Source organism: Hyphomonas sp. FCG-A18 (assembly GCF_045287255.1).
Classification (GTDB): Bacteria; Pseudomonadota; Alphaproteobacteria; order Caulobacterales; family Hyphomonadaceae; genus Henriciella.
The window spans coordinates 405,512-427,850 of record NZ_CP137142.1; the positions used below are offsets into that span (position 1 = coordinate 405,512).

25 protein-coding genes are annotated in these 22,339 nt (G+C 56.8%); 14 read left to right on the forward strand and 11 right to left on the reverse strand.

Going from position 1 to position 22,339, the window contains the following annotated elements; genetic code table 11:
• Nucleotides 1-50 precede the first annotated feature (50 nt).
• Both polA and RYZ27_RS01995 read left to right on the forward strand, forming a co-directional pair.
• Nucleotides 51-2,846: a DNA polymerase I gene (gene polA, locus RYZ27_RS01990; RefSeq protein WP_406680687.1), complete on the forward strand. Its 2,796-nt coding sequence runs from the start codon at nucleotides 51-53 to the stop codon at nucleotides 2,844-2,846.
• A gap of 54 nt (nucleotides 2,847-2,900) precedes the next feature.
• Nucleotides 2,901-3,479 carry a hypothetical protein gene (locus RYZ27_RS01995; protein WP_406680688.1) on the forward strand — a complete coding sequence of 193 codons (579 nt, stop codon included), beginning with the start codon at nucleotides 2,901-2,903 and terminating at the stop codon, nucleotides 3,477-3,479.
• Nucleotides 3,480-3,521: 42 nt separating this feature from the next.
• On the opposite strand, the gene RYZ27_RS02000 is transcribed toward RYZ27_RS01995, so the two are convergent.
• Nucleotides 3,522-3,857: a hypothetical protein gene (locus RYZ27_RS02000; protein ID WP_406680689.1), complete on the reverse strand. Its 336-nt coding sequence runs from the start codon at nucleotides 3,855-3,857 to the stop codon at nucleotides 3,522-3,524.
• A gap of 307 nt (nucleotides 3,858-4,164) precedes the next feature.
• Here RYZ27_RS02000 and RYZ27_RS02005 point away from each other — a divergent pair, with 307 nt between their 5' ends.
• Nucleotides 4,165-4,428, forward strand: a complete 264-nt coding sequence (locus tag RYZ27_RS02005; protein ID WP_406680690.1) for a GIY-YIG nuclease family protein — start codon at nucleotides 4,165-4,167, stop codon at nucleotides 4,426-4,428.
• A gap of 331 nt (nucleotides 4,429-4,759) precedes the next feature.
• On the opposite strand, the gene RYZ27_RS02010 is transcribed toward RYZ27_RS02005, so the two are convergent.
• Nucleotides 4,760-4,981, reverse strand: a complete 222-nt coding sequence (locus tag RYZ27_RS02010) for a hypothetical protein (RefSeq protein ID WP_406680691.1) — start codon at nucleotides 4,979-4,981, stop codon at nucleotides 4,760-4,762.
• 26 nt (nucleotides 4,982-5,007) lie between these two features.
• Here RYZ27_RS02010 and RYZ27_RS02015 point away from each other — a divergent pair, with 26 nt between their 5' ends.
• Entirely contained in the window at nucleotides 5,008-5,493 is a 486-nt protein-coding gene (locus RYZ27_RS02015) for a flavodoxin family protein (protein ID WP_406680692.1), read from the forward strand.
• 6 nt (nucleotides 5,494-5,499) lie between these two features.
• Here RYZ27_RS02015 and RYZ27_RS02020 read toward each other — a convergent pair whose 3' ends face one another.
• On the reverse strand, nucleotides 5,500-6,639 hold the full coding sequence (locus RYZ27_RS02020) for an isobutyryl-CoA dehydrogenase (protein WP_406680693.1): 1,140 nt from the start codon (nucleotides 6,637-6,639) through the stop codon (nucleotides 5,500-5,502).
• A gap of 61 nt (nucleotides 6,640-6,700) precedes the next feature.
• Here RYZ27_RS02020 and RYZ27_RS02025 point away from each other — a divergent pair, with 61 nt between their 5' ends.
• From RYZ27_RS02025 to RYZ27_RS02040, 4 genes are read left to right on the forward strand one after another with little or no spacing between them, the layout of a single operon-like run.
• Nucleotides 6,701-7,273, forward strand: coding sequence for a GNAT family N-acetyltransferase (locus tag RYZ27_RS02025; RefSeq protein WP_406680694.1), 573 nt, complete (start codon nucleotides 6,701-6,703; stop codon nucleotides 7,271-7,273).
• On the forward strand, nucleotides 7,270-8,010 hold the full coding sequence (locus RYZ27_RS02030) for a 2OG-Fe(II) oxygenase (protein WP_406680695.1): 741 nt from the start codon (nucleotides 7,270-7,272) through the stop codon (nucleotides 8,008-8,010). Before RYZ27_RS02025 ends, RYZ27_RS02030 begins: the two co-directional genes overlap by 4 nt.
• 18 nt (nucleotides 8,011-8,028) lie before the next feature.
• Nucleotides 8,029-9,033 (forward strand): porphobilinogen synthase, encoded by a 1,005-nt coding sequence (gene hemB, locus RYZ27_RS02035; protein WP_406680696.1) that lies wholly within the window; start codon nucleotides 8,029-8,031, stop codon nucleotides 9,031-9,033.
• 46 nt (nucleotides 9,034-9,079) lie between these two features.
• Entirely contained in the window at nucleotides 9,080-9,922 is an 843-nt protein-coding gene (locus RYZ27_RS02040) for an SMP-30/gluconolactonase/LRE family protein (protein ID WP_406680697.1), read from the forward strand.
• A gap of 7 nt (nucleotides 9,923-9,929) precedes the next feature.
• Here the strand turns inward: RYZ27_RS02040 and RYZ27_RS02045 are convergent, their stop codons facing one another.
• From RYZ27_RS02045 to RYZ27_RS02060, 4 genes are read right to left on the reverse strand one after another with little or no spacing between them, the layout of a single operon-like run.
• On the reverse strand, nucleotides 9,930-10,370 hold the full coding sequence (locus RYZ27_RS02045; protein ID WP_406680698.1) for a DUF1801 domain-containing protein: 441 nt from the start codon (nucleotides 10,368-10,370) through the stop codon (nucleotides 9,930-9,932).
• A 24-nt stretch (nucleotides 10,371-10,394) separates the two neighbouring features.
• Nucleotides 10,395-11,402 carry a TIGR00341 family protein gene (locus RYZ27_RS02050; RefSeq protein ID WP_406680699.1) on the reverse strand — a complete coding sequence of 336 codons (1,008 nt, stop codon included), beginning with the start codon at nucleotides 11,400-11,402 and terminating at the stop codon, nucleotides 10,395-10,397.
• Between the two features lie 3 nt (nucleotides 11,403-11,405).
• Nucleotides 11,406-12,032, reverse strand: a complete 627-nt coding sequence (locus RYZ27_RS02055; RefSeq protein WP_406680700.1) for a trimeric intracellular cation channel family protein — start codon at nucleotides 12,030-12,032, stop codon at nucleotides 11,406-11,408.
• A complete protein-coding gene (locus RYZ27_RS02060) occupies nucleotides 12,029-12,904 on the reverse strand; it encodes an NAD(P)-dependent oxidoreductase (protein WP_406680701.1) in 876 nt (291 codons plus the stop codon). The genes RYZ27_RS02055 and RYZ27_RS02060 overlap by 4 nt, the downstream gene beginning before the upstream one ends.
• Nucleotides 12,905-13,033: 129 nt before the next feature.
• Here RYZ27_RS02060 and RYZ27_RS02065 point away from each other — a divergent pair, with 129 nt between their 5' ends.
• Genes RYZ27_RS02065 through RYZ27_RS02080 form a run of 4 tightly spaced genes read left to right on the forward strand, consistent with a single transcriptional unit; the run spans nucleotide 13,034 to nucleotide 17,489 of the window.
• Entirely contained in the window at nucleotides 13,034-13,708 is a 675-nt protein-coding gene (locus RYZ27_RS02065) for an OmpA family protein (protein ID WP_406680702.1), read from the forward strand.
• Between the two features lie 35 nt (nucleotides 13,709-13,743).
• Entirely contained in the window at nucleotides 13,744-15,576 is a 1,833-nt protein-coding gene (locus RYZ27_RS02070) for an SLC13 family permease (RefSeq protein ID WP_406680703.1), read from the forward strand.
• A 16-nt stretch (nucleotides 15,577-15,592) separates the two neighbouring features.
• A complete protein-coding gene (locus RYZ27_RS02075; protein ID WP_406680704.1) occupies nucleotides 15,593-16,351 on the forward strand; it encodes an arginyltransferase in 759 nt (252 codons plus the stop codon).
• Nucleotides 16,352-16,379: 28 nt separating this feature from the next.
• Nucleotides 16,380-17,489: a TRAP transporter substrate-binding protein gene (locus tag RYZ27_RS02080; RefSeq protein ID WP_406681750.1), complete on the forward strand. Its 1,110-nt coding sequence runs from the start codon at nucleotides 16,380-16,382 to the stop codon at nucleotides 17,487-17,489.
• A gap of 67 nt (nucleotides 17,490-17,556) precedes the next feature.
• On the opposite strand, the gene RYZ27_RS02085 is transcribed toward RYZ27_RS02080, so the two are convergent.
• Both RYZ27_RS02085 and RYZ27_RS02090 read right to left on the reverse strand, forming a co-directional pair.
• The gene (locus tag RYZ27_RS02085; protein WP_406680705.1) at nucleotides 17,557-18,129 is read right to left on the reverse strand and encodes an ActR/PrrA/RegA family redox response regulator transcription factor; all 573 of its coding nucleotides are present in this window, start codon (nucleotides 18,127-18,129) and stop codon (nucleotides 17,557-17,559) included.
• 11 nt (nucleotides 18,130-18,140) lie between these two features.
• Entirely contained in the window at nucleotides 18,141-19,529 is a 1,389-nt protein-coding gene (locus RYZ27_RS02090; RefSeq protein WP_406680706.1) for an ActS/PrrB/RegB family redox-sensitive histidine kinase, read from the reverse strand.
• A gap of 65 nt (nucleotides 19,530-19,594) precedes the next feature.
• Between RYZ27_RS02090 and RYZ27_RS02095 the strand changes: the two genes are divergently transcribed.
• The gene (locus RYZ27_RS02095; RefSeq protein WP_406680707.1) at nucleotides 19,595-20,209 is read left to right on the forward strand and encodes an SCO family protein; all 615 of its coding nucleotides are present in this window, start codon (nucleotides 19,595-19,597) and stop codon (nucleotides 20,207-20,209) included.
• A gap of 87 nt (nucleotides 20,210-20,296) precedes the next feature.
• Entirely contained in the window at nucleotides 20,297-21,526 is a 1,230-nt protein-coding gene (locus RYZ27_RS02100) for a polyhydroxyalkanoate depolymerase (protein WP_406680708.1), read from the forward strand.
• Here RYZ27_RS02100 and RYZ27_RS02105 read toward each other — a convergent pair.
• Together RYZ27_RS02105 and RYZ27_RS02110 are read right to left on the reverse strand one after the other, a co-directional pair.
• Nucleotides 21,523-21,855 carry a DUF1244 domain-containing protein gene (locus RYZ27_RS02105; RefSeq protein ID WP_406680709.1) on the reverse strand — a complete coding sequence of 111 codons (333 nt, stop codon included), beginning with the start codon at nucleotides 21,853-21,855 and terminating at the stop codon, nucleotides 21,523-21,525. The two genes, RYZ27_RS02100 and RYZ27_RS02105, sit on opposite strands and share 4 nt — an antisense overlap.
• Nucleotides 21,833-22,312, reverse strand: a complete 480-nt coding sequence (locus RYZ27_RS02110) for a copper chaperone PCu(A)C (RefSeq protein ID WP_406680710.1) — start codon at nucleotides 22,310-22,312, stop codon at nucleotides 21,833-21,835. Before RYZ27_RS02110 ends, RYZ27_RS02105 begins: the two co-directional genes overlap by 23 nt.
• Between the last annotated feature and the right edge of the window lie 27 nt (nucleotides 22,313-22,339).

Genomic DNA, 22,339 nt, shown 5'->3' on the forward strand with positions numbered 1-22,339 from the left:
CCCTTTTGTTCCAAGCCCGCTAAACCCTTCTCAACAGGAAGGATTCGCTCATGCCCAGTGCGCCGCTTAATACTGACTCCCATCTCTACCTGATTGATGCGAGCGCCTATATTTTTCGGGCCTATCATGCGCTGCCGCCTTTGACGCGCGCTTCGGATGGTTTGCCGGTCGGGGCGGTGTCGGGTTTCTGCAATATGCTCTGGAAGCTGCTTGAAGACCTTAAGGGCGATGAGCGACCGACCCATTTTGCCTGCGTCTTCGATAAGTCGTCCTATACCTTCCGGAACGAAATGTTCCCTGACTATAAGGCGAACCGGTCTGAGCCGCCTGAAGACTTGCGCCCGCAATTTCCATTGGTGCGCGAAGCGGCGCTGGCTTTCCATACCCATGCGCTCGAAATGGAGGGGTATGAGGCCGATGACCTGATCGCGACCTATGCCCGTCATGCCGAGGCCAAAGGCGCGCGCGTCACCATCGTTTCCTCGGATAAGGACCTGATGCAGCTCATCACGGACAAGGTCCATATGCTCGACACGATGAAGAATAAGGACATTGCCTTTGATCAGGTGGTCGAGAAATTTGGCGTTGGCCCGGATAAAGTGATCGATATTCAGGCGCTCGCGGGGGACAGTGTCGATAATATTCCCGGCGCGCCTGGTATTGGCGTAAAGACTGCGGCGACCCTGATCACTGAATATGGCGATCTCGACACGCTGCTGGCACGAGCCAAAGAGATTAAGCAGCCCAAGCGCCGCCAGACCCTGATTGATCATGCCGATCAAATCCGCATGTCGCGCGCGCTGGTGACGTTGAAACAGGACGTTCCCGTTGAGGTGCCCGTGGAGGACTTGGCGGTTGCGGACCCCGACCCGAAAACTCTTCTTGATTTCCTTGAGAAGATGGAGTTCCGCACCATCACTCGCCGGGTGCGTGAGACGTTCGAACTCGAAGGCACGCTGGACGAGGCCACCGAGGATGAGCCGGTCCAGATTGATCGCTCCGCCTATGTCACCATTCGCGACTTCGATACGCTGGAAGGCTGGATCGCCCGTGCCCGCGCGCAGGGCTATGTCGCCATCGATACCGAGACGGATGCCCTCGATGCTCATGAAAGCGGCCTTGTCGGGATCTCGCTCGCACTGGCACCGGGGGAGGCTTGCTATATCCCGCTTGCCCATATCGATCCGAACGCCGATCCAAATTCAGACGACATGTTCGGCATGGACCCGCCGCGCCAGATCAACATGGACAGGGCGCTCGCCGCCCTCAAACCCTTGCTCGAAGACGATAGCGTCCTGAAGATTGGCCATAACCTGAAATATGATGTCACCGTGCTCGCCCGCAATGGCATCACGATGGCGCCGATTGATGACACGATCCTGCTCTCCTTCGCCCTGCACGCGGGTATGCACAATCACGGCATGGATGAGCTGTCCGAGCGCTATTTCCACCACACATGCCTGAGCTTCAAGGATGTCTGCGGCACGGGTAAGAAACAGATCACGTTTGATCGTGTCCCCCTCGACAAGGCGACTGAATATGCCGCCGAGGATGCCGATGTGACCCTTCGCCTCTGGCACGAGTTTAAGTCCAAGCTGCACAAGGCCAAGGTCACCACGGTTTACGAAACGCTGGAGCGCCCGCTGGTCCAGGTGCTTTCCGACATGGAAAGCCATGGCATCAAGGTCGACCGCGATCACCTCTCTCGCCTCAGCGCGGATTTCAGCCAGTCCATGGCCCGGTTCGAGGCCGAGGCGCATGAGCTGGCAGGCCGCGACTTCAACCTGGGCAGTCCGAAACAGCTCGGCGAAATCCTGTTTGACGAGATGGGCCTTGAGGGCGGCAAGAAGACCAAGACCGGGGCTTGGCAAACCGGGGCCGATGTCCTCGAAGACCTCGCCGCAGAGGGTCACCAGCTGCCCAAATCCATCCTCGGCTGGCGCACCGTGTCCAAGCTGCGCTCGACCTATACCGAAACCCTGCAACAGCAAATCAGCCCGCGCACGGGCCGCGTGCATACCAATTACGGTATGACCGGTGCGCAGACCGGGCGCCTCTCTTCAAACGATCCGAACCTGCAAAACATCCCGATCCGAACCGATGAGGGCCGCAAGATCCGCGAGGCTTTCATTGCCGAGCCGGGCAATGTCCTTGTCAGTGCCGACTATTCCCAGATCGAGCTGCGCCTGCTCGCCCATATTGCCGAAATCGACGCCCTGAAAGACGCGTTCAAACAGGGGCTCGACATTCACGCGATGACGGCGTCCGAGATGTTCGATACCCCGATTGAGGGCATGGACCCGATGATCCGCCGCCGCGCCAAGGCGATCAATTTCGGCATCATTTACGGCATTTCCGCCTTCGGCCTTGCCCGCCAGCTGTCCATCCCGCGGGAGGAGGCGAGCGCCTATATCAAGGCCTATTTCAAGAAATTCCCCGGCATCAAGGCCTATATGGATGAGACCAAGGAATTCGCGCGGGAAAACGAACGCGTCGAAACGATCTTTGGCCGCGTCCTGCACCTGAAAGGCATCAAGGCCAAGGGGCCACAGCGCGGCTTTGCCGAACGACAGGCGATCAATGCCCCGATTCAGGGCAGCGCCGCCGACATCATCAAACGCGCCATGATCGCCATGCCCGGCGCGCTGGAAAAGGCGGGCCTCAGCGCAAAAATGCTGCTGCAGGTCCATGACGAACTGATCTTCGAATGCCCGAAGGATGAGGCTGATGAGCTGATCGAAACCGTCAAAACCACAATGGAGCGCGCACCCCTGCCAGCCTTACAGCTCAGCGTGCCGCTGGTCGTCGAAGCGCAAGCCGGAAACACATGGGCCGAGGCGCATTAAGGTTGAAATTTCTTCAAATGTTGCCATCTTGTTTCCATTAACGGGAGACGCGCAATGGGCCTTTGGATCAATCAAATTGACGATATTGAGATTAGAGGTGAACGCACACTCTACATATATTTGCTAGACTATGGTTGGCCTGACGGTCAGTGGGAACAATTGTTCAAAAGGCACTTCATGAAGATGGCTAGTATGGCATCTGAAACTGGCGCTGTAGTAGTTGGCAGTGAAAAGGGAACACACTTTTCCAACAGTATTTTAAGTTGGCATAATGTTGGCCATTTAGATGGCGAGAGGGTGCTGCCGGGAATCTTGATTACAAAGACACACCCTCACTATTTCAGAACAGGTGGAGAAGGTTTTCATAGTGACCCTGAGGAAGCTTTAGGTGATTTATTAGTTATTCCGCTCAAGGAGCTATGCAATGATGATGCCGACTTTGTAAAAACGATATCGGGGATTTTTTCTGACTTGAAGTCAGGTAGTGAACTTCGAAATTTCAAGGTTGCAGACTTTGATATATCAAGTCCGAATCTACGAAACCGGGGACGTTCTATAGTTGATGCTGTTGAACTTAAGCCCGGAGCATTTGGAGTTTCTGTGGATATCAAAAAGCTTATCGGCAAAGGGTGATGGACCCCACGATCAAGCCGTGGGAGCGTGAGGGTAGAGGGCTTACTTCTTCCCGCCCGGCGGCATCGCCATCACAAAATCGAACCCTTCATTAAGCAGCCCTGCGACCAACGCGTCATCACTCAGCATAGCCTCTGTCAGGCAGACATAGTCCCGCATGGTCGCGCCATAGGATTTGAACGGCCCGGCGCCGTACGCGTCCAGTAACTCGACCTGTCGCGGCTTAGGCAGGCGGATGCCCAATTCCCCGTCCTTGTTCACCTGTGAAAACATATGTCCATTGGCGGAGGTATAGGGATTGGCCTTGCCCTTGCGCTCAAACCGATCACTGCTCGCCACCACGCGATCAAAGATGACCACAGTCTCATCTCTCGTCATGCTCTCTCCTTCCGCTCTCCACGGCAGCGCTTGCGCTGACCGTGGAGCCCATCTCCTGTAATCAGCTTCAAAGGTAAGGGGTCATTATTACACCTTATCCCAGTCGAACCACGGGAATTGGATTGCACGGTCAAGCCGTGCAAAGCGTGAAGGAGGAGGGCATGCTGTAAAGTCGTGATCCTTTGCCTTCCACTAGCCGTATTTCCAGCTCTCCACGGCTTGACCGTGGGGCCTATCTCCTGAAGTTTGTATCTGGGACAAGGGGGGCGGACCAATCGCACGATTTGATTTTATCGCGGCCTATATCATGGCCAATCGTAAGAATGGCGCGATCTATGTTGGTTCGGCCTCTGACCTGCCGCTCCGAATTGGCGATCACAAACAGGGTGTCGGTTCTGTCTTCACCCGGAAATATGGCTGCCATACACTGGTCTGGTATCAGCGTTTCGAGTCGATGAGCGCGGCGGCGCAAATGGAGCGGCGGATCAAACGCTGGAAACGCCAATGGAAAATCGAGCTAATTGAAGAGCGTAATAAGCATTGGCTGGACCTGTCTGGTGAGCTGCTGTGATGGCTCACCCTAGTTCAACTCTCTTCCCGCTTCCCACGGCACGCAAAGCGTGACCGTGGGACCCATCACCGGATGATACTTGAAAGATAAGGGGTCATTACTGCACCTTATCCTGATCGAACTCTCTAGAGATGGACCCCACGGGCAAGCCGTGGGGAGCGGGATTGAGAGAGTGATCCGAAACCAATCCTCCCCCTTATCCTTGGGGCTATAATGCCTGCATCTCCCCTCTGAGACAGGGCCTTTCCGGAACGGCCGGGAATGAGGGTGAGAGTGGTGGTCTGTTTCTATGTGATGCGTTCCGAGCGCATGATGTGGTGCAGTCGGGTGGTCAAGGCGCGTGGGGGTGAGCGATCTCAACCCCGGAAAGCGCTAAAGCCCGGACCTGTGGTGTGAAAGCGCCGTGGGAAATACCCAAGAATATGCCACCGCGGGCGCGCTCAGGCTGGGCGCTATAGGCCGCTTCGAGAGAGCGGCAGTCAATCGCGTTCACCCTGAGCGTGCCCAGGTCCTGTATATCGCCAAGGGGAGGCCCTGTGGCGGGTTTCGGCATGCCAATAGTTCAGATAGAGTCGGCTCATGACATCCCTTCTGATCATCTATCATTCCCGCACAGGCGGCACCGCGCAAATGGTGGAGGCCGCATTTGATGGTGCGCGAGCGGAGGGGGAGGCTGTCCTGAGGCGCGCTGAAGAGGCCGGGCCAGATGATTTACTGGCGGCGAGTGGGTATCTGTTCGCTGCGCCGGAAAATCTCGCCGCGCTGTCCGGACCAATGAAGGACTTTTTTGATCGCTGTTATTATCCGGTCCTAGGCCAGATTGAGGGCCGCCCCTATGCGCAAATGATCTGCGCCGGATCGGATGGTGAGAATGCCGCCCGCCAGACGGCCCGCATCGCCACGGGCTGGCGGCTAAAAGCGGTGCAGGAGCCTCTTATCGTCTGTACGCATGCGCAGACGCAGGAAGAGATTTTGGCCCCGAAAACAATTGGCGCGGACGATTTGGCGAAGTGTCGCGACCTTGGCGCTGCGCTCGGCGCCGGGATCGCGATGGGGGTGTATTAGGGCGCGCTACTGGCGCAGCATATCGCGGCTAACAATCACTCGCATAATCTCATTAGTGCCTTCCAGAATTTGGTGTACCCGCAAGTCGCGTACAATCTGTTCAACGCCATAATCGGCAAGATAGCCGTAGCCGCCAAAGATTTGCAGCGCGTCATTGGCGACCTTGAAGCCAGTGTCAGTGACGAAACGCTTGGCCATGGCGCACCAGCGCGTCGCATCCGGGGCTTTGGCGTCGAGTTTAGCGGCAGCTTCGTACAGCATGACGCGGGCGGCCTGCAGCTCTGTTTCCATGTCGGCCAGTTTGAACTGGGTGGCCTGAAAGTCCGCAATCGCTTTGCCGAACTGTTTGCGTTCCTTGGCATATTCGATGGCCTTATCCAGCGCGCGCTGCGCCCCGCCAAGCGAACAGGCGGCAATATTCAGGCGCCCACCATCAAGGCCTGCCATGGCAAAGCGGAAGCCGTGGCCTTCCTCGCCGATCCGGTTAGCGACTGGAATACGGACTTCATCGAGGATCACTTGCCGGGTTGGCTGGCTGTTCCAGCCCATTTTTTTCTCATTCGCCCCGAAAGACAGGCCGGGCGTGCCGAGGGGAACAATAAACGCCGAAACGCCGCGTGCGCCTTCATCGGAGGTTTTGGCCATCAGGACGTAAATGTCAGATGTCCCTGCCCCGGAGATGAACTGTTTGGAGCCGGTAATGACATACTCATCACCATCGCGTGTCGCGGTGGTTTTCATCGCTGCCGCATCGGAGCCAGATCCCGGCTCGGTCAGGCAATAAGAGGCAATCAGCTCCATACTGGTGAGCTTCGGAAGCCATTCCTGGCGCTGCGCATCATTGCCAAAGCGGTCAATCATCCAGCTCGCCATATTATGGATCGAGATGAACGCTGCGGTTGAGACATCGCCATAAGAGAGTTGCTCAAATATCAGCGCTGCATCGAGCCTCCCGAGAGAAGAGCCGCCAACATCATCGCCAACATATATCCCGGCAAAGCCAAGTTCGGCTGTATCCTTGATAACATCGACGGGGAAATGCTTGGTCTCATCCCATTCGGATGTATGCGGGGCAAGGCGGTCCGCGGCAAAGCGCTTGGCCATATCCTGGATCATCACCTGTTCTTCGCTCAGTCGCGTTGTCATTGGCGTTTGCCTCCGGTTCGGGTTAGATGCGGCTCTAGTGCCACAGCGGAGCTGCGCGTCAATGCATGAATTGCCAGAAGGATATGCCCTGACGCTTGGGGAAGTGGACGATATTCCTGCGCTAATCGCTGTCGATAAGGCAGCTTCTGCCTTGTTTGCGCCGACAGGCCTGATCCGGGCTGAGGCGCTGGATGATCATGTTCCAGCCGATGTGCTGGAGCTGGCTATCCCGCTTGGGGATGTGATTGTGACCCGCAACGAGCATGGTTGGGCTTGTGGGTTCGCGCTGGTCAGCCCGCGTGGTAAAGGCCTCTATCTCGATCAAATCAGTGTCCATCCTGACCATGGGAAGAAGGGGCTAGGGCGCGCTCTGATGCTGGCCGTGCTAAGCGTCGCGGAGACCCGAAAACTACCACATGTTAGCCTGTCGACGTTTCGTGAGCTGAAGTGGAATGGGCCATTTTATGCTTCGCTGGGCTTTGCGGAAATACCCCGCGACAGGATGGAACCTTACATGCTGGAGTTAGAAGCGGCACAACGTCCGGATATGGATGTAGATGCGCGCTGTTTCATGCGTCGAAAGGTGCGAAGGGCGTTGTTTACATTTGGCAAACCGAAAGAGGACGTCAAATGAGCGCGTTGTCGCTAAAACTGGATACGAGCAAGGACTGGCAGAGCGAAGCAAAACGCTTTGCCGAAACGGGGCGAACGCAGGCGCAGGGCGTGCTAGAAGATGCCTCTGCGAAAGTCTTGCATGAGTTGATTGCCGGGCAGCCCAATTGGAATGCGGTTTTTGATCGTCATGGGACTCATGTTGATTTGAATGCAAATGGCTTGAGTGTTCTGACCCCCCAGCAGATGAGCGGCTTGCTTGGTCATTTACATGAGACTGCTGCCCAAGGGTTTCAGTATTTCTTCGCCAACATCCCACTATACGACATTTATCACTCTGGCCGGGAGGCGGCTGCCGGCCTGCGAGACCTCTATGAGTTCATCAATGGGGAGGCGTTTCTGGATACCTGCCGAACGCTGACGGGATTTGACAGTATCGCCTTCGCGGACGCCCAGATTACCCGTTATGGCCCCGGCCAATTTCTAACCCGCCATGATGATAATGTTGAGGGTAAGAACAGGCTTGCTGCTTTTGTTTTGAACATGACGCCGCAGTGGCGCGCCGAATGGGGCGGGACTCTGGAATTCTATGACGAGCCTGGCAATGTGCTTGAAGGGTTTATGCCTGCGTTTAACACGCTCAACCTGTTCAAGGTTCCGCAAAGCCATGCCGTCACTTATGTGCCACCATTTGCCGGGGGCTATCGTTATGGCATCACCGGATGGCTGCGTTATGGCGAAGACCCGAAGGGTAATTAAAGCTCAGTTTGGATAGATATGATGACACCTCCATTCCCACAGTCTTTTCCGGCCACTCGGTTGCGCCGCCTGCGTCAGGCGGGCTGGGTCAGATCCTTGACCGCGGAAAACATCCTGACCCCGGCTGATCTCGTCTGGTCCATGGTTGTTCATGATGGCGAGACCCCGCATATCCCTGTTGAGGCCATGCCGGGTGTTGAGCGGTTCAATGTGGCAGAAGCGGCCGCAGCAGCAAAACGGGCGGCGGGGCTCGGTATTCCGGCAATTGCGATTTTCCCACATATTGATCCGGCTCGAAAGGATGAAGAAGGCAGCGAAGGCCTGAACCCGGACGGCCTGATCCCGACCTGTATCAAGGCGATGAAAGATGCGGCTCCAGATGTCGGGATTATTTGCGATGTTGCGCTCGACCCGTTCACCAGCCACGGCCATGACGGCCTGATTGATGCGGCCGGTTATGTCCTCAATGATGAGACAACCGCTGTTCTGACGGAGCAGGCTCTGGTGCAGGCCGAGGCCGGCGCAGACGTCGTTGCGCCATCGGATATGATGGATGGCCGTATAGGCGCCATCCGCTCCGCACTGGAAGAGGAGGGGCATACCAATACGATGATCCTCTCCTATGCAGCGAAATATGCCAGCGGGTTCTATGGCCCGTATCGCGAGGCGATTGGGTCAGCCACGGCTTTGATTGGTGACAAGAAAACCTATCAGCAGGACCCGGCCAATACCGAGGAAGCGTTGCGCGAAGTGGCGATGGATATCGCTGAGGGCGCAGACATGGTGATGGTTAAACCGGGTCTGCCTTATCTTGATATCGTGCGCCGGGTTTCAGAGACATTTGCAATTCCAACGCTCGCGTTTCAGGTGTCAGGTGAGTATGCGATGATCCAGGCGGCATCCCAGAATGGCTGGATTGATGGTGAGCGGGTGATGATGGAAACGCTGCTCAGCTTCAAGCGGGCCGGGGCATCCGGCATCGTGACCTATTTCGCTGAACAGGCCGCCCAGAAGCTTGACTGATCGATGAACCCGGCCTCCACTTGCTCAAAAGAGCAGGAGGACAGTCATGAGTGAGGCTTTGCTAGGCGGACGCGCATTTTTGGAAGGCCCGCGCTGGCGTGAAGGTGCGCTCTACCTGTCTGATATGCATGGTCATGAGGTTCTGAAGCTTTCCGCGAAGGGCGATGTGGAGGTTTTGGCGAGGGTTGAAGGCCGCCCTTCAGGGCTTGGATGGTTACCGGATGGCGACATGCTGATCGTCTCGATGACCGACCGTAAACTGCTCCGCCGGACGCCTGCGGGTGTGGTTAGCCTGCATGCTGATCTGAGCGGGCATGTCCCCAAGCGGATTAATGACATGGTCGTGGACGCGAAGGGCCGGGCCTATATCGGCAATTTCGGGTTTGATTTTGAAGACGGCGATGCCCCGGTCGGGACCACCTTGAACCGGGTTGACCCGGATGGCAGTGTTCACACAGTCGCAGAAGACCTGATGTTTCCAAACGGCATGGTCATCACGCCAGATGGGAAGACTTTGATTGTCGGTGAAAGTTGGGGTCTGTGTCTCACGGCCTTTGATATTGATGAGGCCGGTGATCTCTCAAACAGGCGGGTCTGGGCGCAGCTTCAGGATCGCCGAACACCGGATGGGATTTGCCTTGATGACGCGGGCGGGATCTGGATCGCTTCACCAATCACCAAGGAGTTTCTGCGTGTCGAAGAAGGCGGGGCGATTACCGATATCATTCTGGCTGGACGACAAGCGATCGCCTGCATGCTTGGCGGCGAAGATGGCAAGACGCTGTTTATGCTGAGTTCTGAATCCACCCATTATGAAGCCTGCCGCGACCTGATGAGTGCGCAAGTGACGACGACAAGAGTTGAGCATGCCGGGGCAGGGTGGCCTTAGGCCCGGATCATGTGTCCCAAGTCTCATAATTCTGACGCATATAGGCAAGATCACTCCGGATGATGTCTTCCAGAATGGTCAAATCTACATCCGCGAGTTTGTTGATATAGAGACAGGCTTTGCTGGTCTTATGCTTACCGAGTTCTGAAAGGCGGTCCTGCATATGCTCTGCGCGATAGCCAGACATGATGTAGAGGCTGAGATTTTGTTTCCGGGGGCTGAACCCGGTTAGCAAGAATTCACCCTCGCGGCCGCTCTCATATTTATAGGCGTATCGCCCATAGCCAATGATAGAAGGCCCCCACATTTTTGGCTCAAGGCCTGTGACGCGGTTGAACAGGGAGAGCAGGCTTTCAGCGTCCTGTCGCCGTGTATTGTGTTCTACTGATGCGATGAAAGCTACAGGGTCAGCCTCTGTCGGCTGTGTCTTATTCTCTGCTTTGGCCATTATTTCCTCCCTCTGGGAGGGAGTTTAGCCGACTGAAATCTTCGCGCCCAGATCCAGGACGAGAATCAGCACAACGCACACAACAAGGAAAGCCGCACTCAAGGCCATATTGATGGCGACGCCTTTGTTTGCGCCTTTACGTTCAAGCCAGTCGCGGGGGCCGATCTTGCGCAAGCGGAAGACAACCAAAGCGGCGAGGATGAGGCTGGCAACGTTCAAGGCGAGCAATAGGGCCGCGCGTAGAGATAGTGCCCATTCACCTGCGCCAATGAACAGGCCAACAGCAGCGCCGGGCGGGAGCAGAGCGGCAGCCACCATAACACCAACGAGGACGGCGCCTTGGCCGCGCGCCAGAGACAATGCGGCGGCACTGCCCGCAGCGATGGCGAGCGCCATACCGTCCAGGCGGACTTCCGCCCGCGATATCAATTCCCGGCTTTCCAGATTTACAGGCAGGATCAGAGAGATCAGGACGGCGGACGTCAGAGCAACCAGAATGCCGATAAACAGGGTCTTTCCTGACCCAAACAGGAGTTTTTGATCACCCAGCGCCGCACCAAAGGAAAAGCCGAGGATAGGACCCAGCAGCGGCGCGATGACCATGGCGCCGATGACACCGGCAACGCTATCTGAGTGCAAGCCAACCGCCGCCACAATGGTTGAGAGGACGACGAGCGTGAGGAAATCGCGGTCGAGTTTAGCTCCGCCGACAATATCCTCATAAATCTCTTCGCGTAGCGCCTGTTTGCGGCGTTTATCCTTTTTCGACGGGTCTTCGGCCTCTTCGATTTGCGGGGCTGTGGCCTCAATCGGCAACAGGCTGATCCGCCAGTCTTTCTCATCCTTGAGCGTGCTTTGGATATTATCCATCAGGACCTGCCCAGAGCCATCGCGGAGATGGACGGAGATTAGTTTCCGGTCCTGCTGTTCCAGAGGCATGACATAATAGTCGATGGGTTCAGCGGCCTTGATCGCCCGTATGACGGTATCAAGGGCGTCCCCATCGCGGATATGAATATCAAGGCGTCGCATGGTCTACTCCCGGCCGTCCTTCTTGCGGAAAGGCAGTAACAGCTTTGGCTTAATCGTTTTCATAGTGATGACGATTGCGCGAATCGAGAAAGCTGTCAGGCCACCGGCAACCATGGCAACGGTTTCACTGGCGCCAAAGGCCATGGCCGCCCAAAAGGTCAGCGCGCCGACCAGTGCAGCCGTAGCGTAAATGTCTTCGCGCAGGATGAGCGGCACTTCGTTACACACGACATCCCGGAGCAAGCCGCCAAAGCTGGCTGTGATCGTTCCCATCATGATCACGACCACGGGATCATGCCCCATGGCATGCGCCGCCTGCGCGCCGATCACGCAAAACAGGGCCAGCCCCATCGCGTCAAACCAGATCAGGGTCTTAAACCGCGCAATCCGTTCCCCCAGAATGGCGGTGGCCAATCCACCTGCCAGAGCGATCAGGATTGTGTTGGAGTGTTCCAGCCAGAAGACCGGGCGATCCAGCAAAAGATCACGCAGTGTGCCTCCGCCAATCGCGGGCAGGAGGCAGACCACCAGAATGCCAAACAGGTCCATGCCGCGCCGTGATGCGGCGAGCCCACCTGAAAGGGCAAAGACAAAGACGCCCAGCGCGTCAGCAATTTCAAGCGGTGTCATTTTCTGTCTTCGGGTTTACGGCCCATCCGGGCGAGCAGGCTGGACGTGTCCCAGCGATTGCCGCCCATGGCCTGAATGTCTGCATAATATTGATCGACTGTGGCGGTCACGGGCAGGCTGGCCCCATTGGCCCGGGCGGTATCAAGGGCAATGCGTAAATCCTTGCGCATCCAGTCGACGGCAAAGCCGTGATCATAGTGGCCGTCGCGCATGGTTTCCCAGCGGTTCTCCATTTGCCAGCTTTGGGCGGCCCCGCCGCTGATCGCTTCGATGACCTTTGCGACATCAAGGCCAGCCTCTTGCGCAAAGTGCATCCCTTCGGCAAGCCCCTGAACGATCCCGGCAATGCAGATTTGGTTGACGGACTTGGCGAGCTGCCCCGCGCCGCTCTCACCAATCAGGGTCATACGTTTGCCATAGGCTTTCATCACCGGCTCGGCTTGTGTGAACGCTGCGGCCTCACCGCCGCACATAATGGTGAGTTGACCTTTCTCGGCGCCGGCTTGTCCGCCCGAGATGGGGGCATCAATGAAGGTGGCGCCTTTCTGCGCGGCGCGGTCCGCCAGCTCGCGCGCTAGTCCAGCGCTTGCCGTGGTATGGTCAACCACAACCATGCCGCCACCAAGGCTTGGTTCAAGCGCATCATAGACCGCGCGGACATCCGGATCATCGCCAAGACAAAGGAAAACAAACTCGGCCCCGAATACCGCATCAGCAGGGGTTTCAGTCGCCTCGCCCTTATAGTCTTCGGCCCAGCGTTTGGCTTTTTCAGGTGACCTGTTCCAGACGCGGACTTTGTGTCCGGCGCGAACAAGATGCCCGGCCATTGGATAGCCCATGACGCCAAGTCCAAGGAAAGCCGTTCTCGCCATATGTCTTACTCCTGCTTTGCGGACAATTTTGTTTGAATTTGAAATAAATCCAACACCCGCGATCCAACTGATTTTCACCCTGATGCCCTAAAGCAGAGCCTACGGCCAGAAGGGTCGATGGGAAAGTGAATGGCTTATGCAACCACATCCCGGCGCACTACGGGCAGAAGGCCCGTTGCGCTGCCCCGTAAGACGGGGACATGGAAGCTCGCTTATGCGGACTTCCTGACGGCTTTGTGCGCTTTCTTTCTGATCATGTGGATCGTGAATGGTATTTCGCCTTCGGACCGCGCTGAACTGGCTGGGCAATTCGGCAAACCGTCAGCCATGGCGCAGGTCGATACGCGGGCTGAAGATTTGGCGAGCGCTCTGAAGGCTGATCCAGCACTGGCTGACTATTCGGATAGTGTGCGTGTGAGCCATGCGCCATTGGAAGTCCGCCTTGAGCTGACAGACATGGCGACTGCACCTCTATTCGCAATGGGGGAAGGGCGTTTGAATGCGCGTGGTGAAGCGCTTGTGGCTCTTGCCGGACGAGCGATTGCCGCAACCGGGCTGCCAATCACCCTGGAAGGGCACACCGATGCCCACCCCAGCACAACAGAGGGTTACTCCAATTGGGAATTGTCGGCTGATCGTGCGAACTCGGCGCGTCGCCTTCTGGAAAATGCAGGGGTTGAGGCTGCGCGTATCCGCGCTGTGACAGGGCTTGCTGCGACGCGTCCGCTAATCGTCGAAAACCCCCACTTGCCAGCCAATCGCCGCATCTCCATAGTCCTGTCATTCGATAAGCCTGCGAAATAGATTCTGCAGTCAGATCAATAGGATGGCGAGGACATATGAGCGCTGACATTCTTGTCCATTGGCCTATGTGGGCGAGCTTGCTCGCGGTCGTCGCGGCGATCATTTTGTATATGATGGATCGCTGGTCGATGGAGGTCGTCTCTGTTGGCATCATCACCGGTCTATTGATCCTGTTTACGATCCCCGGCGCCGTTGGCGCTGATGGTGACCCGATTACACCCGGTGAGCTGTTCAGTGGTTTTGCCAACCCGGCTTTGATCACGATTATGGCGCTTCTGGTGGTTGGGCAGGGCCTGTTCCAGACGGGCGCTCTGGAAGGGCCAACCAAGGCGCTGGTACGCTCATATGACCGGCGACCACGCATTACCCTGCTGATGGCGTTTGCGGCGGTCTTTGTGACCAGCGCTTTTACCAATAACACCCCGGTTGTGATCATGTTCCTGCCAATCATGTCGGCCATGGCTGCGCGCATGGGAGCTTCGACTTCACGACTGATGATCCCGCTGAGCTTTGTCTCAATTCTCGCCGGGATGACCACCCTGATCGGGACGAGTACGAACCTCCTGGCCGCTGATGCCTATAAGCGGATTGAAGGCGTTGATCTCGGCTTTTTTGCGCAGACGGAAATGGGACTTATTCTGGCTGGCGTGGGCCTCATCTATATCTTGATCGCTGCGCCGATCCTGTTACCGAGCCGGGCCGGGTTTGCCGAGACGTTTGCAATTTCCAGCAAACAATTTGTGGCTCAGTTTGAGGTCACACCCGGGCATTTCCTTGATGGCAAAACCTCAGTCGCGGGTATGTTCCCAGAGCTGAAGGACATGACGGTCCGCATGATCCAGCGCGGAGAGAAGGCCATCCTGCCGCCTTATGACGAGGTTTCCCTGAAGCCTGGTGATTTGGTGATTGTCGCAGCCACCCGTCAGGCATTGACAGACCTCCTCGCCGGGAAACCGGATATGCTTGAGGATATCTGGCAGAATGAGGTCAGCGATTCAGACAATCCTGATAGCCAGCTTGGCTTGGTTGAGGCCGTTATTGCGCCCGGTTCCCGGATGGCGGGGCGCACAGTCGAGATGCTTGGCTTCCGCCGTCTCACCAATGCGGTGACACTGGGCATTCAGCGGCGCAGCCGAATGATCCGCACGAAGCTGGGTGAAATCCGTCTTGAGGCGGGGGATACCTTGTTGCTGTGTGGCCCGGTGGCAGCGTTTCGGAACCTTCGTACGAACCGGGATATTATCCTGCTGGAATGGTCGCAGACTGAGTTCCCGACAACGACCAAGGCTCAGTTAGCGCGATTAGTGACCATCGCCATGGTTGGGGTGGCTGCGCTCAATCTGGTGAGCATTACGATCGCGTCGGTTGTGGCTGCGACCGCGATGATCGTTCTGCAATGTCTGAATTCGCGGCAGGCAAGCCGTGCGCTGGACTTGCGGATTTATCTGGTGATCGCCGCCGCTTTGGCGATGGGGACATCGCTTGAATTGACCGGGGCGGCAGACCTGATTGCTCATCTGGTTGTTGCGTTGACCTCGCCTTATGGGACCTTGGCGGTGGCATCGGCGATCTTCCTGGCCGTGGCTATTCTGACCAATATCCTAAGCAATGCAGCCACAGCCGTCCTGTTTGCCCCAATTGCTTTGAGCGCCGCCGATCAACTCGGTGCAGAGCCACTTCCCTTCCTTCTGGCGGTCATTTATGCCGCTAATTGTGCTTTTGCGACCCCGATCGCGTATCAGACAAATATGCTCGTTATGGCCCCTGGACATTACAAGTTTGGCGATTTTGTAAGGTTTGGTGGACCGCTTGTGATTCTGATATGGGCAACCTTCACGGTTGTAGCCCCTTGGCGTTTGGCCTTGTAGCTGACAGATTGGACATATGAAGCTTGATGAGTCGCTCTTTCGGGTACCCGGTGTTCACAGGGATTTACGTTTCTATGTGACGGGAGCAAGCCCATGTCCGTACCTGCCGAACCGGGTCGAACGCAAAGGCTTCACCCATCTCACGCAGGATAATCCCGATGCTCTGCATAACCAGTTGAGCCAGGCAGGGTTCCGTCGCAGTCAGGGCGTGGCTTATCGCCCGGCTTGCCCGACCTGTAATGCCTGTCGCTCGGTTCGGGTTGATGCCAGCGCGTTTCAACCAAGTCGAAATCAGCGCCGGATCGTCAGAACCAATATAGACCTAGTTCGTGAGCCTGTTCAGGCCAAAGCGACACGAGAGCAATATCGTTTGCTCAAAGCCTATCTCGGCTCTCGCCATGAAGGTGGCGGGATGTCTGATATGGGCTTTCGGGAATATTGCGCGATGGTCAATGAAAGCCCGGTTCAGACTCTGTTATTTGAGTATCGGCTGGGCCGCGCCGATAATGCCCCGCTGGTCGCGGTCTCACTGACGGATGTCATGCGCGATGGCTTCTCGATGGTTTACACCTTCTTTGATCCTGCCCAGCGCCGCCGCAGCCTTGGGACTTACCTGATTCTGGATCACATTCTTCATTCCGCTGAGCTCAGCTTGCCGCATGTCTATCTGGGCTATTGGATCAAGGGCAGTGCCAAGATGGACTATAAGCGCCGGTTCACGCCATTAGAGGTTCTCGATGGTGGGCGATGGCGCCGTTTGAAAGACCACGACTAACATTTCAGATTTGAGGGAGAGGCGGATGATGGATCGCCGTAAATTGCTGGGGGCTGCTGCTTTGGGTACAGCGGGTCTGGCTGCAACAGCCTGTGGCCAAGGTACGAGCAGTGAAGGTGGCCCTGCGGCCCCGGCTGTGCGGCGCAAGAAAACGCGCCTGACCATGACAACGACTTGGCCCAAGGACTTGCCGGGCCTTGGTATGGCGGCGACGCGCGTGGCGGAGCGGATTGAAGCGCTATCGGGCGGTGACATGCAGGTTCAGGTCTATGCCGCTGGCGAACTCGTCCCGGCGTTTGAAGCCTTTGACACGGTCGCTTCAGGTAATGCCGACATGTATCATGGCGCTGAGTATTACTGGCAGTCCAAATCCAAGGCGTTCAACTTCTTCACCGCGGTTCCGATGGGGATGACGGCGGCAGAAATTATGGGCTGGATCGATTTTGGCGGCGGTCAGGCGCTTTGGGAAGAACTGTCCGGCCAGTATGGTATCATCGCCTTCCAGGGCGCCAATACGGGCCATCAGATGGGGGGCTGGTTTCGCACTGAAGTGAACAGCCTCGACGATTTTCGCGGCCTGAAGATGCGGATTCCGGGCCTTGGCGGGGATGTTATCCGCGCGCTTGGCGGCGCAGCCGAGGCCTTGCCTGGGAATGAGATTTATCAGGCGCTACAAACAGGCCGGATCGATGCAACTGAATGGGTTGGCCCCTGGAATGACTATTTCCTGGGGTTCCACCGCGAGGCGAAATTTCATTATGGTCCGGGTTTCCATGAGCCGGGCAGCGCACTGGCCGTGGGTATCAATCGCCGCAAGTGGGACAGCCTAACCCCGACCGAGCAGGCGATTATTCGCAGCGCCTGTAATGAGGTAAACCATCTCTCTGTTGGCGAGTTTGCCTATCAGAACGGTGTCTATCTTGAGAAGCTCGTCAATGAGGAAGGCGTGCAGCTGCGCCGCTTCCCGGACGAGGTGATGGCGCGGGTGCAGGAGATCTCAGCTGATATTCGTAGCGATGCCGGATCAGGGGGTGATCTGGAGCGCCGGATTTATGAAAGCTTTGAAGAAGCCCTGAAAAAGCTGCGCGGTTGGGCCAGCATTTCAGAAGGTCCATACCTCGCAGCGCGTGAGCTTTAGGTTTTGGTCGGCGCAGATCGTCCAAACGCAAGGGCTAACTAAAGCCCTTGCTATGAATCTGCTCGTGTTAGCGCGGGGCGCGCTTGGCCAGAATACGCTGTAGCGTCCGGCGGTGCATGTTCAGGCGTCGGGCGGTCTCGCTGACATTGTGGTTGCACAGCTCATAGACACGCTGGATATGCTCCCAACGGACCCGATCAGCGGACATTGGGTTCTCTGGTGGTTCCGGCATACCCTCGCCAGTATTGACGAGTGCACGGACAATATCTTCCACATCCGCAGGCTTAGACAGGTAATCAACCGCGCCAGCTTTCACCGCAGCAACAGCCGTGGCGATCGCGCCATAGCCGGTTAGAATAACGGCGCGAGCCTCGGGACGATAGCGATGCAGGACTTCGACTACATCCAAGCCGGAACCATCTTCCAGACGCAGGTCCAGCACGGCAAAGGCGGGTGGGTTCAAACGGGCAATGTCGCGCGCCTCAGAGACTTTTGAAACGGACGAGACGACAAAACCACGCTGGGTCAATGCGCGGGATAGACGTTGCAAAAATGGGCCATCATCATCAAGAACAAGACAGGTTTTCTCTTCGATGTCCTTCAGGCCTTCATGGACTTTTACTGTGACGGGCGGTTCCATACTGAGCTCCTTTACGGGACAATACCTAAGGGGTTTGTCTCTGTTTCCAACGTGTTCAGGGCAGAACGCGGCCATATGGCCTGAACAAGCGCGCCGCGGCGTGGTGCCGCGCGGTTGCGTGTCGCAATACGCCCACCAGAACGTTCAATCAAGGTTTTTGCAATAAAGAAGCCAAGTCCCATGTCACCGCCACCAAGGTGAGCCTCGCTGCGTTGTGAGACATAGGGCTCACCCAGTTTGGGCATGACTTCAGGCGCAAAGCCGGGGCCATCATCACGAATGGTGACAGTGTATTGGTTGGCGGTCCAACTGGCGACAACGCGGACTTCCGTGTCGGCAAAGCTTACCGCGTTTTCGATAAAGGCCCCAAGCGCGTGCAGGATTTCCGGGCTACGCCGGATAACGGGGACTTTTTCTTCCCCGCCTTCGCCAGCTTCGTAGGTCACGCGGACATTAACGCCGAGGCCCTTGTGAGGCGCGGCAGCTTCCTCAACCAGAGCGCTGAGCGGCATTTGTGCGTGTACGATATCGCTGGCTTCGCGCGCTTCCCCGAGTTTGCGCAAGATGACCCGGCAGCGCTCGGCTTGTTCTGCCAGCAGGCTCGCATCTTCGCGGTGTGGACTATCTTCGGGCAGCATGGCGAGCAGCTCACGTGAGACCAGATGAATAGTGGCCAGTGGTGTGCCAAGCTCATGAGCGGTCATCGCGGACATTGCCCCAAGCGCTGAAAGTCGCTGTTCCCGTGCCATGACGACACTCGCCGCGTCGAGGGCCTGAACCAGACGCGCTTCATCCTCATTGATACGCAGAGCGGACAAGGCAAAGAACACAATCCCGATACAAAGGGCTGCGAAATGCCCCCACTCAAACAATGGTGGCAGAGTCAGGTCATCCCCGGGCCGCCAGGGCAGGTCGAGCGCGATGAACGGCATCACGCCCGCCGCAACAATCGCAATTGCGGCAACGATTGTTGTATCTCTGGCCCGAAGGGATGAAGCGGCGACCGTGACCGGGGCAATCAGGAAGAGCAGGAACGGATTGGACAACCCGCCAGTGAGCGTGATCAGCAAAGCGAGCTGAACAACGTCAAAGCCATGCTGGAATAAGGCTTCCCAACCTTCCAGAAGGCGCGGGGCTGGGCTGGCAAAGGATAAGAAGACGTTGAGCCAGGCACTGGCGGCAATAACCGTCAGACACAGCCCCAGCGGCAAATTGAAGTCGAAACCAAAGTAGACAATCAGAACAGCCAGCGTTTGTCCGCCAACGGCCATCCAGCGCAGGGTCATCAAGGTGGCAAGGCGCGTGCGTCCACGCGCTGCATCAATCGTCGACAAGCCTTCTGGCAGAAGACTGAACAAAGCCTCGTCGAGACCTGAGCGGTTTGCTCTTGTATCGTCCAAAACGCCTCCTTGATGCGGCACTGCGCCACCTGCTCATTTTTGTCAGGCCTGCGCATATCGCACTTATGAAAACGATACAGCTGTTCTTCGCAGGCGCAAGCGCGTTGGCCCTTGCTGCGTGTGGTTCAAATACCCCCGACCCGTCCGCCGGGGGCGCGCAGGCTGGATGCTCAACCCGGGCCTATGCCGAGATTGGCGGACCGTTTGAGCTGACGGCCCATACCGGGCAAGTTATGACGGAAGCCGATTTTATGGGAAAACCGACATTGGTTTTCTTTGGGTTCACTTATTGTCCGGATATCTGCCCTGGTACGCTGGTGCGCATCAAAAACGCTTATGACCGTTTGCCTGAAGGCGTCGAAGCGCCACAAACCGCCTTCATCTCAATTGATCCGGAGCGCGATACGCCAGAAGTTCTGGCCCAGTATCTTGGGTTGGATGCGTTTCCTGACAATGTGATTGGCCTGACAGGTACACCGGAGCAGATCCGCGCGGCGGCGGATGCTTTTATTGCTGACTATAGCCGGATTGAGCAGCCGGGTAGTCTCGCGGACTACACTATGGACCATACATCGCTGACCTATCTGATGGATGAGAACTGGCAATTGAAGACGTTTTTCTCTGACGTTGATAGCGATCCTGAGAGTATGGCGGCCTGCATCGCCGAGCATGTCAGCTAGGCCGAAGACCTTGGTCTGAGGCCAAACCCTTTGCAGATATGGATTTCTGCCCTATGTTGCGCTGCAACATGGAAGGGTTGAACCTGTATGCTTTATACACTGGTTGAGATGAACCGTGCGGCAATGGCGCCAATGCGCCTGGCGGCCAAGGGCACGAAAGCATGGCTGGAAGCCCCCCTGAACCCCTTAAGGGAAACCGGGTTTGGACGTTCAACCCTCGCCGTTACAAGTGTTTTTGAGCGCGCCACTCGCTATTATGGTAAGCCAGAATGGCAGATTCCAACCACTGAGATTGGCGGTAAGACCCTGCCTGTTGCTCCTGTCGTCAGCTGGTCCTCGCCCTGGTGCAAGCTGATCCATTTTCAAACTGAGGGTGCGCCAGCTGGTCGCCCACGCCTGCTGATTTGTGCGCCTATGTCAGGTCACTTTGCGACCTTGTTGAGGGGCACAGTTGAGGCCTTTCTACCGACCCATGAGGTTTACATCACCGACTGGACCGATGCGAAAATGGCGCCTGTCTGGCTCGGACGGTTTGATCTTGACGATTATATTGATCACATCCGCTGGTCGTTGCAGCATCTTGGCGGCGGTGCGCATGTTGTTGCCGTTTGTCAGCCCGGACCACCAGTTCTTGCGGCAATCTCTATGATGGCTGAGGATAATGATCCAGCTTTGCCTGCAACCATGACATATATGGGCAGCCCGATTGATGCCCGGAAATCCCCGACGGTGCCAAATCTGTTGGCGGAAGAACGCTCTTTCGACTGGTTTCGCGAGAAGATGATCTACACGGTCCCAGCGCCATGGCCGGGCATGATGCGCCGGGTCTATCCGGGCTTTGTGCAGCTGACCTCATTCATGCACATGAACTGGGATCGCCATGTCGATGCACAGGCGCGTTTCTTTGATCACTTGGTTGAAGGCGATGAGGACAGCGCTGAGAAACACCGGGCTTTCTATGATGAATATCTGGCTGTGCTCGATCTGACCGAAGAGTTTTACCTGCAAACCATTCGCCGGGTGTTCCGGGCGCACAAACTGGCGCGGGGTATTTTCCGCTATCGCGGCGAGCGTCTGGTCAATCCGGGCGCAATCGAAACGGTTGGCCTGATGACGGTTGAGGGTGAGAAAGACGATATTTCAGGCATCGGCCAGACACAGGCCGCGCATGACCTCTGCATCAATATCCCGGAAAACATGCAGACCGACTATATCCAGCCCGGTGTCGGTCATTATGGCGTGTTCAATGGCCGTCGTTTCCGTGAGGAAATCGTTCCGCGCATCAATGCGTTCCAGGATATGATTGTCGGGCGCTAAGCTTTCTCAGGCCGCCGCGCTTTGAATGCGGCCATCTGTTCGGGCGTAGCCTCGGTCTGATATTTCGCTTTCCAATCTGCGTACGGCATGCCGTAGACTCGTTCGCGTGCGGCTTCTTTTGAAAGCTCAAGCCCTTCAGCTTCAGCGGCTTCGCGATACCAGTCGCCAAGACAGTTGCGACAGAAATCAGCAAGGATCATCAGGTCGATATTCTGAACATCCTTATTCTTATCCAGATGCGACAGGAGCCGCCGAAACGCAGCGGCATCCAGTTTATCTTGCTGTTCGGGAGAGATATCTGACACGCTACTCTCCAACCACGCGGACATTGGCCTCGATGACCAGAGTCTGGGCCTTACCGCCCGCATCAAAGTTCAACGTGATGTCGACAGTTTCGCCGCCCACAACATCTTCGCTGACATCAAACATCATCATGTGATTGCCGCCGCGTTCCAGCTTCAGCTCGCCGCCATCAGCGATCTCAAAGCTTTCGACTTTGCGCATGGTCATCTTGTCGTCGACCATCGCCATTGTGTGCAGCTCAATCGTGCCGAATGCCGGGGAGGAGGCGCTGGTCAGCGTAACATCACCGCCCATGGCTGACAGGGTGACCCCGCCCATGGTCATGTCCCGTCCACCAATCGGTTCCATAACGAAAGCATCCGTATAGGATAGCACGACGCCCTCGGCTGGTGCTGTTTCTGTTGCTGGCGCAGGTGTTTCAGTGGCGGGACTACAGGCGGCGGCAAGCGCGAGAATGGCTGTTGATGCGAAAAGACGGGTCATTGGAAGCTCCTGATATCTGAGAGCTTA

What these genes read in the sequence shown, in the direction of transcription:
- RYZ27_RS02015 (WP_406680692.1), top strand. Translation starts at nt 5,008, where the DNA reads ATGACATCCCTTCTGATCATCTATCATTCCCGCACAGGCGGCACCGCG.
- RYZ27_RS02110 (WP_406680710.1), bottom strand. Translation starts at nt 22,312, where the DNA reads ATGACCCGTCTTTTCGCATCAACAGCCATTCTCGCGCTTGCCGCCGCC.
- RYZ27_RS02105 (WP_406680709.1), bottom strand. Translation starts at nt 21,855, where the DNA reads ATGTCCGCGTGGTTGGAGAGTAGCGTGTCAGATATCTCTCCCGAACAG.
- RYZ27_RS02085 (WP_406680705.1), bottom strand. Translation starts at nt 18,129, where the DNA reads ATGGAACCGCCCGTCACAGTAAAAGTCCATGAAGGCCTGAAGGACATC.
- hemB (WP_406680696.1), top strand. Translation starts at nt 8,029, where the DNA reads ATGATGACACCTCCATTCCCACAGTCTTTTCCGGCCACTCGGTTGCGC.
- RYZ27_RS02050 (WP_406680699.1), bottom strand. Translation starts at nt 11,402, where the DNA reads ATGCGACGCCTTGATATTCATATCCGCGATGGGGACGCCCTTGATACC.
- RYZ27_RS02010 (WP_406680691.1), bottom strand. Translation starts at nt 4,981, where the DNA reads ATGCCGAAACCCGCCACAGGGCCTCCCCTTGGCGATATACAGGACCTG.
- polA (WP_406680687.1), top strand. Translation starts at nt 51, where the DNA reads ATGCCCAGTGCGCCGCTTAATACTGACTCCCATCTCTACCTGATTGAT.
- RYZ27_RS02095 (WP_406680707.1), top strand. Translation starts at nt 19,595, where the DNA reads ATGAAAACGATACAGCTGTTCTTCGCAGGCGCAAGCGCGTTGGCCCTT.
- RYZ27_RS02020 (WP_406680693.1), bottom strand. Translation starts at nt 6,639, where the DNA reads ATGACAACGCGACTGAGCGAAGAACAGGTGATGATCCAGGATATGGCC.
- RYZ27_RS02045 (WP_406680698.1), bottom strand. Translation starts at nt 10,370, where the DNA reads ATGGCCAAAGCAGAGAATAAGACACAGCCGACAGAGGCTGACCCTGTA.
- RYZ27_RS02080 (WP_406681750.1), top strand. Translation starts at nt 16,380, where the DNA reads ATGGATCGCCGTAAATTGCTGGGGGCTGCTGCTTTGGGTACAGCGGGT.
- RYZ27_RS01995 (WP_406680688.1), top strand. Translation starts at nt 2,901, where the DNA reads ATGGGCCTTTGGATCAATCAAATTGACGATATTGAGATTAGAGGTGAA.
- RYZ27_RS02065 (WP_406680702.1), top strand. Translation starts at nt 13,034, where the DNA reads ATGGCTTATGCAACCACATCCCGGCGCACTACGGGCAGAAGGCCCGTT.
- RYZ27_RS02100 (WP_406680708.1), top strand. Translation starts at nt 20,297, where the DNA reads ATGCTTTATACACTGGTTGAGATGAACCGTGCGGCAATGGCGCCAATG.
- RYZ27_RS02025 (WP_406680694.1), top strand. Translation starts at nt 6,701, where the DNA reads ATGCATGAATTGCCAGAAGGATATGCCCTGACGCTTGGGGAAGTGGAC.
- RYZ27_RS02055 (WP_406680700.1), bottom strand. Translation starts at nt 12,032, where the DNA reads ATGACACCGCTTGAAATTGCTGACGCGCTGGGCGTCTTTGTCTTTGCC.
- RYZ27_RS02030 (WP_406680695.1), top strand. Translation starts at nt 7,270, where the DNA reads ATGAGCGCGTTGTCGCTAAAACTGGATACGAGCAAGGACTGGCAGAGC.
- RYZ27_RS02060 (WP_406680701.1), bottom strand. Translation starts at nt 12,904, where the DNA reads ATGGCGAGAACGGCTTTCCTTGGACTTGGCGTCATGGGCTATCCAATG.
- RYZ27_RS02040 (WP_406680697.1), top strand. Translation starts at nt 9,080, where the DNA reads ATGAGTGAGGCTTTGCTAGGCGGACGCGCATTTTTGGAAGGCCCGCGC.
- RYZ27_RS02070 (WP_406680703.1), top strand. Translation starts at nt 13,744, where the DNA reads ATGAGCGCTGACATTCTTGTCCATTGGCCTATGTGGGCGAGCTTGCTC.
- RYZ27_RS02000 (WP_406680689.1), bottom strand. Translation starts at nt 3,857, where the DNA reads ATGACGAGAGATGAGACTGTGGTCATCTTTGATCGCGTGGTGGCGAGC.
- RYZ27_RS02075 (WP_406680704.1), top strand. Translation starts at nt 15,593, where the DNA reads ATGAAGCTTGATGAGTCGCTCTTTCGGGTACCCGGTGTTCACAGGGAT.
- RYZ27_RS02005 (WP_406680690.1), top strand. Translation starts at nt 4,165, where the DNA reads ATGGCCAATCGTAAGAATGGCGCGATCTATGTTGGTTCGGCCTCTGAC.